Here is a 15,126-nt window from a genome sequence, read left to right as displayed (position 1 = left end):
CGCGCTGCGGACTATCTGCTGCGCATAGGGGATTTTCGTTCAGGTTCTAGTTTTAAGCTCCGAGGAAACCTTCGATGCGGGCCTTGGAGTTCTGGAGGTTGCGATCCCAGGTTGGCCAATCGTGGATACCGGTCTGCTCGTATTCAAACGTGGCATCCAGACCGGAGGTACGAGCACGCAACTCAAACTCGCGGGTGGACAAGCGGGACAGCGACTCCAGCGCAACGCCGCCGGCCTTCGGGACGACCCGGTAGAGATTCTTCGGGTCACGAACCTCATCCGGAACACCATTTGCCGAGGTAATAACCAGATCCAGCCCCTTCATCTTCTCGACATTCAGGTACGGATCATTACGGACACGCTCCGCTGACATAGGCGCACCCCACATGTCGAAGGAGCTGTAGCCAGCCGACAGCTGAGCAGCCTCAATTGCAGTAGTCATACCCGGCGCAGTGGTGTGCAGGTAACCGGAGAAGGCAAGAGCCTGACCGAACTGGTCTCGGTGGTTGTATGCCAGCGACAGTGCAGCAGATGCACCCATGGACAGACCTGCAATGGAGTTACCAGTGCGAGAAATGCCGAACTCACGCTCAAGGTAAACCGGCAATTCCTGAGTCAGGAAAGTCTCCCACATGTTTACAAACGGACCGTGCACACTAACCGACGGACGCTTCCAGTCGGTGTAGAAGCTACCGCCGCCACCACCTGGAATAACCAGGTTGACGTTGGATCCTTCAAAAGTACGTGGGGCGTTACCGTGCTCCACCCAGTCAGAGGCATCAGCCGGGCTACGCAGACCATCTAGCAGGTAGAGAGCCTTGTTACCACCATTGGCAGAGGCCACAATCTGAACCGGAATATTACGGTCCATGGCCGGCGAATAAACCTGGCACTTCTGGGTGAAGTACTGGTACGAATCCCACTCACAACCCGGGCGCAGCGAGCCTCGGTCACCCGCCGCGCTCGCGGCCGGCGCCATGGTCAATGCAGACGCAGCCACAGCTACTACGGACGCAACGGCTGCAACCTTTCGGCGCCAACCACGGAAAGTAGAGGTGATTTTCACGTGTGCATTCTCCTCACAATGTGCGATTCCCCACGGCCGGTCGGAACTATCAGGCGTGTTTCCGCTTCAGGGAATTACCTTAAGAAACAGTAAATCTTCGACAAACCTACCCGCATTCACTGTTGTTTTCCAGCAGAACACGTCGAGACCCCACTTTTCGGCGGGTTCTGGTATCCGCATTTTTACTGCGCAAGCCCCCGCAGCTCGCGCGACTCCCGCGCCCCGCGCCAGGTAATAATCGCGCCAGCCGCCGCGATTAGCACGATGCCCAGCGCCATGGACCAAGTCACTCGGTCACCGGAAAACGCCCAGCCCAGGATTGCACCGATGACCGGGTCCAGTGCAAAGAGCGTGCCGACGACCGCCGCTGAGACAATCCCCGCAGCGATGGTGTCCATCACGTAGGGAATAACAGCGCCAATAAACCCGGAAATAACGATGGTGGCCCACATCGAACCGTCGACAAGCGGTGCAGCGGAAACAGAAAATGGCGCGAGCACGATTGCTGCGACGACCACTGACAGCGCCAGGTCGGGCATGCCGCCGCCCTCGGTGCTGCCCATTCGGGCGGAGAAGAGCGTGTAAGCGCCGAAGAAGATTGCACCGATTGCGGCGTAACCAATGCCGATAATGTCAAGGTCATTGGAGGGCTGGGCAATCAGGGTAACGCCGATGAAAGCGACGATGGCCCATAGGCGGGAGCGCCACATTTTCAGCCCCAAGAAGGACACGACGCAGGGGCCGAGGAAGTCGATGGTGACGGCGACGCCCTGCGGGAGGCGGGCGATAGCTGCGTACACCATCATGCTCATCATGCCCATGGCGATGCCGTAGACCACGATGTTAATGGCGCGGGCGCGGGTCATCCCGGACAGCTTTGGCCGGAACAGAACCACCATGATGATGGCGGCGGCGGTCATGCGCAGGCCCGATATGCCCGGCGCGCCGACCGTGGAAAGCATGCCAGTGACCAGCACGGCCGCGGCCTGGGTGCCAAGAGAACCGATAAGAACCAGAATTACGGGAGCCACTGGCAGGGTGAGAAACTTGTTCACACGCTGCAGCAATGGCCCCTGCTGGGGAACTTCGGTTTGACTTTTCTCACGCGACACTCGCGCAATACTAGCGCGGGAGCCGGAAGCGGCAAATTAGTGCCCGCGCTCCTGCTCGATTGCTTCGCCGTCGTTGAAGAACGGCGCAATCTTGTTGTCGAACATCGACAGTGCAGAACCGATTGCCATGTGCATGTCCAGGTACTGGTAGGTGCCCAGACGACCACCGAAGAGAACCTTGTTCTCCTGTGCTTCTGCGGCGGCGAGCTTGCGGTATGCCTCCAGCATCTCGCGGTCTTCCGGGGTGTTGATCGGGTAGTAGACCTCGTCGCCATCGTCGGCGAAGCGGGAGTATTCCTTAACAATTACCGTCTTGTCCTTGACGTAATCGCGCTCCGGGTGGAAGTGGCGGAACTCGTGGATACGGGTGTACGGCACATCCGCGTCGTTGTAGTTCATCACTGGAGTGCCCTGGAAGTCGCCGGTGTTGACAACCTCCATCTCGAAGTCCAGCGTGCGCCAACCCAGCTTGCCCTCGGCGTAGTCGAAGTAGCGGTCCAGCGGGCCGGTGTAGACGACCGGGGCGTCCGGGGATACAGCGCGCAGTTCGTCGCGCACCTCGAACCAGTCGGCGTCAACAACAACGTCAATCTTGTCGGAGGTCACCATGTTTTCCAGCCAGGCGGTGTAGCCGTCGACAGGCAGGCCTTCGTAGGTGTCGTTGAAGTAGCGGTTATTAAAGGTGTAGCGAACGGGCAGGCGGGTGATGTTGCCGGCCGGCAGGTTCTTCGGATCGGTCTGCCACTGCTTGGCTGTGTAGTGCTTGACAAAAGCCTCGTACAGCGGACGGCCGATCAGGGAGATTGCCTTTTCCTCAAGGTTCTTCGCGTCACGTGGATCCAGGCCATCGGTCTGGTCCTTAATCAGCTGGCGAGCCTCGTCCGGGCTGTAGTACTTGCCGAAGAACTGGTTGATCAGCCCCAGCCCCATCGGGAACTGGTATGCGGTGCCCTTGTACATAGCGAACACGCGGTGCTGGTAGTCGGTGAAGTCAGTGAACTGGTTGACGTAGTCCCACACCCTCTTATTAGAGGTATGGAACAGGTGCGCACCGTACTTGTGCACCTCGATGCCAGTCTCCGGCTCTGCCTCCGAGTAGGCGTTGCCGCCGATGTGGTTGCGGCGTTCGACAACGAGCACGCGCTTACCCAGCTCAGTGGCGGTCCGCTCAGCAACGGTCAAACCGAAGAAACCCGAGCCGACCACGATGAGGTCGTAGGTGTTGTCCTTGATGTCCTGTAGGGACTTCGGAGCAAATTCATTGGCAGTGGTGTTCTTTTCGCTACTCACGCCTTAAAACCTATTGCATTTCCATCCGGTTTGCGGGTGTACACGCGGGCTTTACGACGTCCACGTGAGCCCAGCCCAACGTTCGTTTGGTCACATTATTTGATAATTTTCCCAAAATTAACGAGGAAACACAGATGTCTCACTAGATTTTTTTAGTCACACTGGTAACATCCTCCTCAGAATTTTCTGTTGCTTTGCAACTTTCCTTCCCTTCGACCCCGGGTAGACCTCGGGTCGATAACCCTGTACCCCATTTTTTTGGAGCTTTTACCGTGCCAACTCGCCGTCGCATCAATGCCCCGTCGATGGGCCGTCGCACCTTCCTCTATGGACTGGCAGCTACTACTGCCGCAGCTCCACTAGCAACATGGGGTATTCGCCAGGCCCCTACCCTGGTTGAAAGCCCAGGCGTAGGCCCCATCGCAGCCAAGATCTCGACATCGCCGCTGGTTGACGCTGTCACAATGATGATTGACGACGCAGCCGTCGGCACGCATGCCATTACCGATGCCCTGCACCCGCTTCGCGGATTCGTAAAGGACATCACCCGCGACGAACCGTTCTCCCAGTTCGCACTCACCTGGCCGGGCGATGACAATCTGCAGCTCTACGTTCGCGCCGAGCGCGAAGACGGCAGCTTTGGCCCGTGGTTCCACGCTGATTCACACGGTCCGATGAATAACTCCGGGCAGTCCGGCACCGAGCTGCTGTTCGTTGAGCCCACCCGTCGCGTGCAGGTGTCGACTGTCGGCCTGAACCTCCTCGAAGGCCTGGATCCCCGCAACATCATTGGTATCGACAACATTGACCCCGCCACTATCGGCGATTCCCTGCAGGACCTCGTCAGCGCTACGGCCGCGTTGTCCCTCAACGCCGTCCAGGCAGTTTTCATCGACGGCGTAGAGCAGGCCGGCGAGGTTATTCAGCCAGTTGCATACGAGTCGTCGATTTCCGGTGCGCCAAATGTAATCAGCCGTGCAGCGTGGGGCGCAGATGAGTCCATCCGCAGCGGTTCGAGCTCCTACAGCACTTTCAAGGGCGCGTGCATCCACCACACCGCGGGTTCCAATAACTACTCAGAGTCCCAGGGGCCAGCCATTGTCCGTGGCATTTATGCTTACCACGCAAATACGCTGGGCTGGGGCGATATTGGCTACAACGCGTTGGTCGATAAGTACGGCAACATCTACGAGGGCCGCTACGGCGGCCTGGACAAGAACATCGAGGGCGCACACGCAGGTGGCTTCAACAACGGCACCTTCGGTATCTCGGTGATGGGCAATCACGACCAGCTGGAGATTCCGGATGCGGCCGTCACCGCACTCGGCGAGATGGTCGGCTGGCGCATGAAGGTCGGCGGCGTCGATCCGATGTCCACCGCCGCACTGACCAGCGCCGGCTACTCGAAGGCACGCTACAGCTCCGGCCAGACCGTGAACCTCCCGGCCATCTTCGGTCACCGCGACACCGGCTACACCTCCTGCCCGGGCAACTTCGGCTACCAGCAGATGGATGCCATCCGCGCTGCAGCCAAAGCCAAGTTTGATGGTGCCGGTGGAGCGGATATCGCCGGCCGCTCGACGGATCCGAACAACCAGGACGGAGAGGCCGCCAGCATTCCGCCGATTCCGGGCACCGGCGAGTCGGGCGACAACGGCGGTTCCCTCGGAAACGTGGAAACGCCCACGCCAGGCGAGGTTGTTGGTGAGTTTCTAACTGAATCCCTGCCAACCAACCCTGCCGAAGCTACGCAGGCCTGGTTCGCACCTCAGAACTAAGCCCCCGCTTATCTAATCCAGGCATAACCACATCACATTTGTGGTGTAACACCAGATTTTCGTAATCACCCAGGAGTTATTACCGTGTTTAGTCGCCGCCGCATCAATCGCCGCGCAGGTGCCAAGCAATCCTTGGTACTCGCTGCCGTGGCGACCCTTGCCCTGACACCCGTTGCCGTTGTCGGCGCAGGTGCCGCTTATGACCTCATTGAGGAAAACGGCGCCGGCCCCATCGACCCGGTTGTCCAGAGCAAGTCGCTTGCAGACAGCGTCTCCGTTCTCGTCGAAGATGCAGCAATCGCAACGCAGTCGCTTGCCGACGAAGCTCATCCCAACCGCGGTGTCGTCAAGGAAATTACCTCCGATACTGAGTTTTCCCAGTTTGCGCTGACGTGGGCCGGTGACCCTGATATCGCCAGCTTCGTCCGCGCCGAGCGAGCAGACGGCTCCTGGTCCGACTGGTTCAGCGTTGACCCGGACTACCCCGCTGAAGGCAATGGCAACGGTCTGAACGGAACGGAGCTCATCTACATCGAGCCAACCAAACGCGTTCAGGTTTCCACCCACGGACTTAACATCTTCGGTCCGGGTTCCGGCGTGGATCTGAAGGACATCAAGGGCGCTGAGAAGCTGGATTTGTCCAAGCTCAACCTCGACGAGATTAATGCCGAGGGCGCGAAGAAGGCCGTGGAGGATGCAAAGGATTCCGCTACGGATGCGGCCAAGGATGTCGCCGAGGCCGCATCCGACTACCAGCAGACTCCGGATGCAGCTCCTGGGGACGCACTCGATGACCCGACTGCTCCGAACGCTAACGACGCTGCAAATCTGGACTCGCCGAATCTCCCAGTGAAGTGGACGGACATCGAGCCGGTCGCCGATGAACTGCCAATCGACCAGGTCGACGCAGTGCTAATCGACGGCCAGGCTGCTGCATCCGGCATCGACCCAATTGTGGATGCCAAGAATGTCACGGGCATGCCGAAGGTCATTACCCGTGCCGGCTGGGGCGCCAACGAAAATAACCGCTGTAAGGGCGCGGACTACGACAGCAAGCTTGTCGGCGCCACCGTGCACCACACCGCTGGTTCAAACAACTACACCGAGAGCCAGTCCGCTGGTATCGTCCGCGGCATTTACCAGTACCACGCACAGACTCTGGGCTGGTGCGACATCGGATACAACGCCCTTGTCGACAAGTACGGCAACATCTACGAGGGCCGCTACGGTGGGCTAGATAAGAATGTCCAGGGCGCACACGCAGGTGGCTTCAACACCGGTACTTTCGGCATCTCCATGATGGGTAACTACTCTTCGGTTGCTCCCAGTGAGGCTGCACTGAACTCGGTGGGCAATATGATTGGTTGGCGCCTGAAGGTCGCCGGTGTCAAGCCGACCGGCCAGATCCAGATGACTTCGGGTGGCACCAGCTACTCCAAGTATGGATACGGTAAGCAGGTCACTCTGCCGACAATCTTCGCGCACCGCGACGTTGGTAACACCACCTGCCCAGGTGATGCTGGCTACGCCCAGATGAGCAAGATCCGCTCGATTGCCGAGAAGAAGTACAACACACTCACCAGCGGAAAGATTGATAATGAGGGGCCTGACGGCTTGATTGATCTCCTCGTTCCGCAGGATGAAAAGGACGATAAGACCACCGAGGACACAGACTCGCAGTCGAGCACGTCGACCTCGACCACTTCGACCACCTCGGCATCCACGGGTACGTCCACGACCTCGTCCTCCGAGAAGTCCTCGAGCGCATCGAGCACCACTTCTTCGACAACGTCGAGCTCCGACTCGACCACCTCGGGTACTTCGAATACCTCGGAGCCAACCGACGCCACGAACACCAGTGACACTGCTACGGCTGACTCCTCCGCACCGTCGGCAAGCGAGCAGAGCAACTCCTCCTCGCCGAGCGCATCCGACGAGCAGCAGAAGGCACAGGCTCTGGAGACAGTCTCGGGTGCACGTTCGATGCTGGCCTCGGCGCTGGGCATGCTCGGCGCACCGGGGCTCGGACAGACCGCCGATGCGATTCTGGGTGCAGTTGGACGCTCCATTGAAAACGGCCCGTCGATCGCTGACCTGCCGGTACTGATTGACAAGATCATCACTATCAATGAGCAGAACGACCTGGCTGCCGAATGGCGCCAAGTTTCCGAGGAAATGGGCTCCGTTCTCGGTTACGCAATGTCCGGCATCCAGAGCGGTTCTACCGTAGCGAACAATGCTGGCCAGGCCGATGCCCTGCGCTACGTGAAGTTCTCCAACGGCGTAATCACCGACTCCGACACCACCGGCGCGCACGCTATCTGGGGCAAGATTGCTGATGAGTGGGCCCGCCAGGGCTTCGAGGTCGGCAAGCTGGGTGCCCCGACGAAGACCCAGGTGGTCGATGGAAACATCGAGCGCGCTGAGTTCCAGAACGGCTCAATCACCTTCGACCGCACCACCGGCGAAGTCAAGACCGAGCTGAAGTAAACGCTGTCGAGCGCTGGGGGAGCTAGCTGGCGCGGGAAAACCTCGAGGCTAGCTAGAACCAGCGCTCCAGCACACGAGCAACACCGTCATCATCATTGGTGGCGGTGATTTCGTCTGCAATCTCCTTGACGTTGTCAGCCGCATTGCCCATGGCCACACCCGTGCCCGCCCACGACAGCATCTCGATATCGTTCGGCATGTCACCGAAGCAGACCACATCCTTCGCGGTCGCTCCGACCAGTTCAGATACGTATTCCAACCCGGCGCGCTTAGTCACGCCCGGCGCGGACACCTCCAAAAGCCCGTCCGGCATGGAGTAGGTCACGTGGGCCAAGCTCGCGTCAATTGCGGGGGCGACCAGTTCATATAGCTGGGCACTGTTCACATCTGAGTTTCGCAGTAAGAGTTTCGTCGCGGGTTCTGACAACACGGCCTCTTCAGCAAGCTCACCGTGCTCATCCGATTCCCACGCATGATCATAGGACGGTGCCACCACAAAAAGCTCATCGATGGCGTCATTCGCCGATGTCCCAGCGCGCTCTGCCGCAATGCCGATTCCACCGATGGATCGCGTCGCTTCGCGCGCATGCTTAACGACGTATCGCAGCGTCTCTGGCTTCAGTGTGTTGGCGGCAACTACTTCATCACGGCCGGAGTCGTAAATCACGGCGCCATTGGCGCACACGCACAACGGCTGAACCGGCAGCTGCTCGAGCACTGGCTGCAACCACCGGGCCGGCCTTCCCGTGGCCAGCACCAACGGGGTGCCGCGGCGTAGCATTCGCGTGACGGCCTGTCGCAGGCGGGGAGTTACCCGCTCCCGCGAGTCGATGAACGTCCCGTCAATATCCGAAGCTACGAGTAGTGGATGTAGTCTCTCGGTCACTTCGAACTACTTGCCGTCCTCACTGTTGTCATCTTCACCGTCATCGCAAAACCGGTCGTGCAACAACTGCAGCGTTGTGGCTACTCCCCCATGCTCGACAGTGTCAATTACCCAGTCCGCGTTCTTCAGCAAGGCCCAGTCCGCATCGGCCATAACTACCGGCATGCCGACACGCTGTGTAGCTTCCTCAAAGTTCGAGCGACCGGCGAAAAGAATCGCGGTTTCTTCCTTGCGAGCCTGCTTGCGCAGCGTGCTAACCACCGCATTTGTGACGTCCAGCTTGCTGGCGCCCTCCGGAAGTTCCACGACCTGCAGGTCAACCGATTCCAAAGCCGATAGATTCGGCTTATCTCCCGACTCGTGCAGAACAACGATTGTGGCTCCGACATCACCGAGCTGCTGCAAGGCCTTGATAGTTTCTTCGCTAATTGTGCCCGCGTCGTCGGCAAGCGATGCGGGGTAATCGAAGATAAACGTCTCCGGCTGAGCGGCGATGAGCCTGTTCAAGCGCTGTGGAAGCTTGTCGCGAATCATCATCGACTGGCCGATAAGACGGTAAACGGTCTGCTGCGTCTGTTCAACACCAGAGGCGGAGGCCTTCTCGAGCTGCACGTACGCTTCGCGGAACGTCACACGCATCGAATCCGTGGCAGTACGCACGGACTCCTTGCTCTCCTTGGCGCCGGCGACGACATCATCAGCCATCTGTTCCACAGACTGACGGAACTGCGCCAACAGCGCGGTCGTCTGTTCCCTTCGACGAGCAGACTCCGCGCTCATCGTGTGCGAGGCATCGAGGAACTGCTGCCTGGTCTGATCGCCGAACTCACGCGCACTATCGCCGAATTCACGCGCCGACTCGGCTAGCTTTTCCTTGAATGCGGCCAGGTCACCGCGCAAATGACGGATACGCTGACGCTCTTCTTCGACTTTCAGGTCCTCTGCCTGGGCCTCTTCGAAAGTCGGTGCGCCGCCGCCAAGGCGAGCCGGTACCCAGTAGGCGCCCTTCGGCAGCGGACCTTCTTCAGCTGCGTACTCGTCCCAGAGCTGACGGACACCCTGATCCATGATTTCGTGTAGCTTTTCGGTGGCCTCTGCCGGATCGCCCTCCGGGGTCCACGGCGGCAAAACCGTAATATGAATCGGAGTATTACTGCGACCGAGATGCTTGGGGTGCCCCTTCGTCCACACGCGCTGGGATCCCACAATCAGCACTGGGATGATGGGCTTGCCGGTGCGCTGCGCCATACGCACCGCACCCGACTTCAGATTCTTGACTTCAAAGCTGCGCGAGATAGTCGACTCCGGGAAGATGCCTACCAACTCGTCGTTTTCCAGCTTTGCGCAGGCCTCTTCGAAAGACTTGGAGCCGTCGGTGCGGTCGACCGGAATGTGCTTACAAGCACGCATGATTGGGCCTGCAATCGAATGGTCGAAAACTTCCTTCTTCGCCATAAAACGGACAAAACGACGATGCTTGCGGAATGGAAGACCGACATAGGTGAAGTCCATGTATCCGGTGTGGTTAGTAACGAGAACGGCGCCAGAGTCTTTCGGCACGTTTTCCCAGCCCTTAACGGTGAACTTCAAACCTTGGGCAAAGAAGACGGTGCGCGCCAATCCGATAATCGTTAAGTACACAGGATCCTTGAACATGGCCTTTACTCTACAATCTTTCGCACCCCTTAGCGGGGCGATATGTACTGGTATCTGAGACCCATGAATAAATGTCGTTACAGGCCCAGATCTATGTGTAAAAACCAGGTACATCCCCCTTGCGCGTACTGCGCACCTGTCATACAGTCCCGGTACACCCCATAGTCGCTTTTACCACCCCCGTTATGGGGTGCGCTCCGCTGGTGGGCATTCATTCCAAAAGTAGTAAACCTCTATTAACATACCTATCTACCTGCGGAAAACCAGACAACATTTTGGGGCGGGTTTTCTTGGCTTTTTGACCCATTGTTTATATCTACGTAACCGTAAGTTACCGCTTACAAGTAAGCCGATTTTTGGTACCCTGAGCCGTGAGCCGAGAAATTCTCTTCGACGAAAAATCAACGCCCCCACCGGGAAGGATTGGAAAATGTCGTCCTCTTCATCTCTCGCCCCATCTGCAGTTCTAAATAAGGAACAGCATGAAAAGACCTGGGAGAAATTCGGTACCGAGCAATACGACGTCGTCATTATCGGCGGCGGTTCTGTAGGCGCTGGCGCTGCACTCGATGCCGCAACCCGTGGTTTGAAGACTGCGGTCATTGAAACTCGTGACTTCGCAGGCGGTACCTCCAGCCGCTCCTCCAAGATGTTCCACGGCGGTCTGCGCTACCTGCAGATGTTGGACTTCCGCCTGGTAGCTGAATCCCTGCGCGAGCGCGAACTGTCCATGTCGCACCTAGCACCGCACCTGGTTAAGCCACTGCGCTTCGTCTTCCCGCTGACCCACCGCGTGTGGGAGCGCCCGTTCATGGCATCGGGCTTCTTCCTTTACGACGTCATGGGTGGCGCCAAGCAGGTTCCGATGCAGAAGCACTACTCCCGCAAGGGCACCCTGAAGCAGGCTCCGGGCCTGAAGGAAGATGCCGTGGTCGGCGGCGTTCGCTACTACGACACCCTGGTTGACGATGCCCGTCACACCATGACTGTCCTGCGCACCGCTGCTCACTTCGGCGCTGACGTCCGCACCTCCACTCAGGTTGTCGACTTCGTGAAGGAAGGCGAGCGCATCGTCGGCGCGAAGCTCCTTGACACCGACACCGGCGCCACCACCACCATCCGCGGCAGCGTTTTCGTCAATGCCACCGGTATTTGGTCCGATGAGATTGAGAAGCTGGCTGGCGTCACGGGCAAGTTCCGCGTCCACACCTCCAAGGGTGTCCACATTGTTATTCCGAAGTCCGCTCTTGAGGGCTCGGTGGCAATGACCTTCGTGACCGAGAAGTCCGTCCTGTTCGTTATCCCGTGGGGTGAATACTGGATTATCGGTACCACCGACACCGACTGGACCATGAATTTGGCCAACCCGGCAGCTACCCGCGCTGACATCGACTACATCCTCGATCACGTCAACGCCAAGGTTCGCCGTCCAATTACTTACGACGACATCGTCGGTGTCTACTCGGGTCTGCGGCCACTGGTGGAAGGCGACTCCGACTCCACCACCAACCTCTCCCGCAACCACGCTGTTGCCCACGTTGCCCCGGGCATGGTTTCCGTCGCAGGCGGTAAGTACACCACCTACCGCGTCATCGGTGCTGACACCATCGACGCTGCAGTCCAGGACGTCCCCCGCAAGGTACCGGAGTCCGTCACTGCAGATGTCCCGCTGCTCGGCGCTGACGGCTACCACGCACTGAACAACCAGAAGCCAGCCCTGGCCAAGCAGTTCGGTATCACCGAGAAGCAGGTCGAGCACCTGCTCAACCGTTACGGCTCCCTCATCTACGAGGTTCTGGCTCCGACAGCCGAGGACAAGTCCCTGCTCGAGCCGCTGGAGGCTGCTGAGCAGTACATGCGCGCTGAGGTTCTCTACGCCGTGACTCACGAAGGCGCAATGCACCTCGACGACATCCTGGAGCGCCGCCTGCGTGTCTCCATGGAGTACGCACACCGCGGTGTCGACAGCGCCCGGGCCACCGCTGAACTGGTTGCCCCAGCTCTGGGTTGGGACAAGGACACGATGGAGAAGGAGATTAAGGTCTTCATCGAGCGTGTCGAAGCAACTCTGGCAGCTGAACGTGAGCTGACTGACAAGGCCGCTAACGAGATTGCTGCTCATGCAGTGGAGACTCGCGCGGACGTCGATGTCAGCCTCGACCGCTAGTTTGCCCCTCCCCTCCCCCGGTGGCCGTACTAGTTAGTTCTTAGATGGCCACCAACGCTGTAGCCACAACGAAATAGCTTTCCCTCTTGGGAAAACGGCTTTGCACTTCAAGGGGCTAATGGGCTCGAAATAAAAGTGCCGGCGAAAAGAATCAGTTCTCGCCGGCATTTCTTATACCTAAAAGTTTACGTTGCACGATTCCTCGTGGCCTTTCCCGGTCACGACGCACAGAGAGTTTCACATCTCATGGAGACAATCACAGGATCCCAGGCCTTCCTCTGGGAGTTTTTCGGAACCGCCATTCTAATTCTGCTCGGTAACGGAGTCTGTGCCTCTATCAACCTCCGGACTACTCGCGCAGCAAACGCTGGCTGGATGGGCATCGCCTTCGGTTGGGGTATGGCAGTTTTCGCTGGCGCATCGATTGCCGACGTATCCGGTGGCCACTTGAACCCAGCGGTAACCGTTGCCCTAGCAATCAAGGGCAGCCTGGCCTGGAGCCTGGTCCCTTACTATGTCGCAGGTCAGCTGTTGGGCGCATTCGTAGGTGCAATCCTGGCATGGGCCGCTTTTAAGCAGCTGTTCGACGCCAATGGTGTCGACGAAAACGGCAACCCAACCAATGCGAATGCCGAAACTGGCGGCAACTTCTTCACCGCGCCGGTTCACCCAAATAACTTTTGGAATGCCGTCACCGAGTTCATCGCGACCTTCGTTCTGCTCGCATTCATCCTGTTCGGCCCAGCCGGCGGCGAACTTGGCCCGCTGACCTACTTCGGTGTCTCGTTCATCATTGTGTCGATTGGTCTTTCCCTTGGTTCCCCGACCGGATACGCCATCAACCCTGTTCGTGACCTCGGCCCGCGTTTGGCCTACGCTTTCGTGCTCCCGATTAAGGGCAAGGGCGATGCGAACTGGGCCTATGCATGGGTTCCGATTGTCGCACCGATGCTGGCAGCCGTGGCTGCAGGCGCTCTTGCCTTTGCCATCGGATAACGGGAATATGAGAGATATCGCACAATAAAATATCGCAAGCCTGAACACTCACATTTACACACAATTTCGCTAGGAGTATCCCCCATGACGCACAGCAAATACGTCCTCGCCATTGACCAGGGAACTACTTCCACCCGCTGCATCATCTTCAACCATGACGCAGAAATCGTCACTGTTGCACAGATGGAACACAAGCAGATTTTCCCGGAAGAGGGCTGGGTCGAGCACGACGCTCAGGAGATTTGGACCAACACTCGTCGAGTAGTCAGCGAAGCTCTCGCCGATGTCGACATTGCTTCCCAGGATATTGATGCCATCGGTATCACCAACCAGCGTGAAACCACTGTCGTCTGGGACAAGAACACTGGTGAACCGGTCTACAATGCCATCGTCTGGCAGGACACCCGCACGAATGAGATCTGCAAGGAACTCATGGGGGATGAAGGCGCTGACCGCTGGCGTGAGACCACGGGCCTACGTATCAACTCCTACCCAGCTGGCCCGAAGGTGCGCTGGATTCTCGACAACGTCGAGGGAGCTCGCGAAAAGGCTGAGGCTGGCGATCTACTCTTCGGCACCATCGATACTTGGCTGCTGTGGAATCTCACCGGTGGTGCAGAGGGCGACAACGGCGAAGACGCAGTTCACGCAACCGACGTCACCAACGCCTCCCGTACTCTCCTGATGGACCTCAAGACCCTCGAGTGGGATGAGGACATTTGCCGTGAAATTGGCATTCCGATGTCGATGCTGCCTGACATCCGACCGTCGGTAGGCGACTTCGGCCGTATCCGCGCCCGCGGTTCTCTTGCGGAGCGACCGATTACTGGCATCCTCGGCGACCAGCAGGCCGCCATGTTCGGCCAGGGCTGCTTCGGCGAGGGCGACACCAAGAACACCTACGGCACTGGGCTGTTCATGCTAATGAATACTGGTGAGAAGCCGAAGTGGTCTGACCACGGACTCATCTCCACCGTCTGCTACCAGGTCGAGGGAGAGAAGCCGGTCTACGCGCTCGAGGGCTCCGTCTCCATGGGCGGCGCACTTGTTCAGTGGCTGCGTGACGAGCTGCAGATGATTCCGAATGCGGCATCCATTGAGAACAAGGCAAAGAGCGTCAAGGATAACGGCGGCGTGTACATCGTGCCGGCCTTCTCCGGTCTTTTTGCTCCTCGTTGGCAGCCGGACGCTCGTGGCGTCATCGTCGGTTTGACCCGTTTCGTCAACCGAAACCACATTGCCCGTGCTGTGCTGGAGGCTGCTGCGTACCAGACCCGCGAGGTCCTCGACGCCATGGTCGCAGAATCCGACACGGACATCACAACGCTGAGCGTTGATGGTGGCATGACCATGAACGAGTTCCTCATGCAGTTCCAGTCCGACATCCTGAATGTCGCTGTCACACGCCCGAACAACATTGAAACCACGGCCCTTGGTGCGGCATACGCTGCGGGCCTTGGCATTGGCTTCTGGTCGAACCTGGATGAGGTCAAGGCTCACATCACGATTGACAAGAAGTGGCGTCCGAAGATGGAGGCCGAAGAGCGCGATCGCCTGTTCCACCAGTGGAACCGTGCCGTTGAGCGCACCTATGGTTGGGTCGAGGATACGGATGCTGAGGAGGCACCGAAGCCTGAATAAGTCCTCGTAAGAGCCGAAAAATAGCCCGGAAAACCTATTCGGTT

At 58.6% G+C, this 15,126-nt stretch carries 10 protein-coding genes; 5 read left to right on the top strand and 5 right to left on the bottom strand.

Annotated elements, in window-relative coordinates:
* Nucleotides 1-52: 52 nt before the first annotated feature.
* The 3 genes from QKE19_RS07645 to glf all read right to left on the bottom strand — a co-directional run bounded on the left by QKE19_RS07645 (nt 53) and on the right by glf (nt 3,411).
* Nucleotides 53-1,066, bottom strand: a complete 1,014-nt coding sequence (locus QKE19_RS07645) for an alpha/beta hydrolase family protein (protein WP_049193148.1) — start codon at nt 1,064-1,066, stop codon at nt 53-55.
* Between the two features lie 182 nt (nt 1,067-1,248).
* Entirely contained in the window at nt 1,249-2,178 is a 930-nt protein-coding gene (locus QKE19_RS07640) for an EamA family transporter (protein WP_347890725.1), read from the bottom strand.
* Between the two features lie 36 nt (nt 2,179-2,214).
* Nucleotides 2,215-3,411, bottom strand: coding sequence for a UDP-galactopyranose mutase (gene glf, locus QKE19_RS07635; protein WP_042388989.1), 1,197 nt, complete (start codon nt 3,409-3,411; stop codon nt 2,215-2,217).
* 329 nt (nt 3,412-3,740) lie between these two features.
* On the opposite strand from glf, the gene QKE19_RS07630 reads away from it, so the two are divergent.
* Together QKE19_RS07630 and QKE19_RS07625 are read left to right on the top strand one after the other, a co-directional pair.
* A complete protein-coding gene (locus tag QKE19_RS07630) occupies nt 3,741-5,246 on the top strand; it encodes an N-acetylmuramoyl-L-alanine amidase (RefSeq protein WP_347890724.1) in 1,506 nt (501 codons plus the stop codon).
* 84 nt (nt 5,247-5,330) lie between these two features.
* Complete coding sequence (locus tag QKE19_RS07625; RefSeq protein WP_347890723.1) at nt 5,331-7,736, top strand: N-acetylmuramoyl-L-alanine amidase; 2,406 nt, start codon at nt 5,331-5,333, stop codon at nt 7,734-7,736.
* 52 nt (nt 7,737-7,788) lie between these two features.
* On the opposite strand, the gene QKE19_RS07620 is transcribed toward QKE19_RS07625, so the two are convergent.
* Both QKE19_RS07620 and QKE19_RS07615 read right to left on the bottom strand, forming a co-directional pair.
* The gene (locus tag QKE19_RS07620) at nt 7,789-8,622 is read right to left on the bottom strand and encodes a Cof-type HAD-IIB family hydrolase (RefSeq protein WP_070437289.1); all 834 of its coding nucleotides are present in this window, start codon (nt 8,620-8,622) and stop codon (nt 7,789-7,791) included.
* A gap of 6 nt (nt 8,623-8,628) precedes the next feature.
* Entirely contained in the window at nt 8,629-10,278 is a 1,650-nt protein-coding gene (locus QKE19_RS07615) for a 1-acyl-sn-glycerol-3-phosphate acyltransferase (protein ID WP_070546507.1), read from the bottom strand.
* A gap of 430 nt (nt 10,279-10,708) precedes the next feature.
* Between QKE19_RS07615 and QKE19_RS07610 the strand changes: the two genes are divergently transcribed.
* From QKE19_RS07610 to glpK, 3 genes are all read left to right on the top strand, one after another.
* Entirely contained in the window at nt 10,709-12,445 is a 1,737-nt protein-coding gene (locus QKE19_RS07610; protein WP_016421655.1) for a glycerol-3-phosphate dehydrogenase/oxidase, read from the top strand.
* Nucleotides 12,446-12,691: 246 nt separating this feature from the next.
* A complete protein-coding gene (locus tag QKE19_RS07605; RefSeq protein ID WP_172954626.1) occupies nt 12,692-13,441 on the top strand; it encodes an MIP/aquaporin family protein in 750 nt (249 codons plus the stop codon).
* A gap of 84 nt (nt 13,442-13,525) precedes the next feature.
* A complete protein-coding gene (glpK, locus tag QKE19_RS07600; protein WP_048732791.1) occupies nt 13,526-15,082 on the top strand; it encodes a glycerol kinase GlpK in 1,557 nt (518 codons plus the stop codon).
* Nucleotides 15,083-15,126: the final 44 nt, after the last annotated feature.

The organism is Corynebacterium sp. c8Ua_99 (assembly GCF_039907185.1).
Taxonomy (GTDB): domain Bacteria; phylum Actinomycetota; class Actinomycetes; order Mycobacteriales; family Mycobacteriaceae; genus Corynebacterium; species Corynebacterium jeikeium_D.
This window is presented reverse-complemented; position numbering and strand designations above follow the sequence as displayed.

Bases quoted from the DNA above. Each gene is read 5' to 3' on its own strand.
- QKE19_RS07615 (WP_070546507.1), bottom strand. From the start codon at position 10,278: ATGTTCAAGGATCCTGTGTACTTAACGATTATCGGATTGGCGCGCACC.
- QKE19_RS07610 (WP_016421655.1), top strand. From the start codon at position 10,709: ATGTCGTCCTCTTCATCTCTCGCCCCATCTGCAGTTCTAAATAAGGAA.
- QKE19_RS07605 (WP_172954626.1), top strand. From the start codon at position 12,692: ATGGAGACAATCACAGGATCCCAGGCCTTCCTCTGGGAGTTTTTCGGA.
- glpK (WP_048732791.1), top strand. From the start codon at position 13,526: ATGACGCACAGCAAATACGTCCTCGCCATTGACCAGGGAACTACTTCC.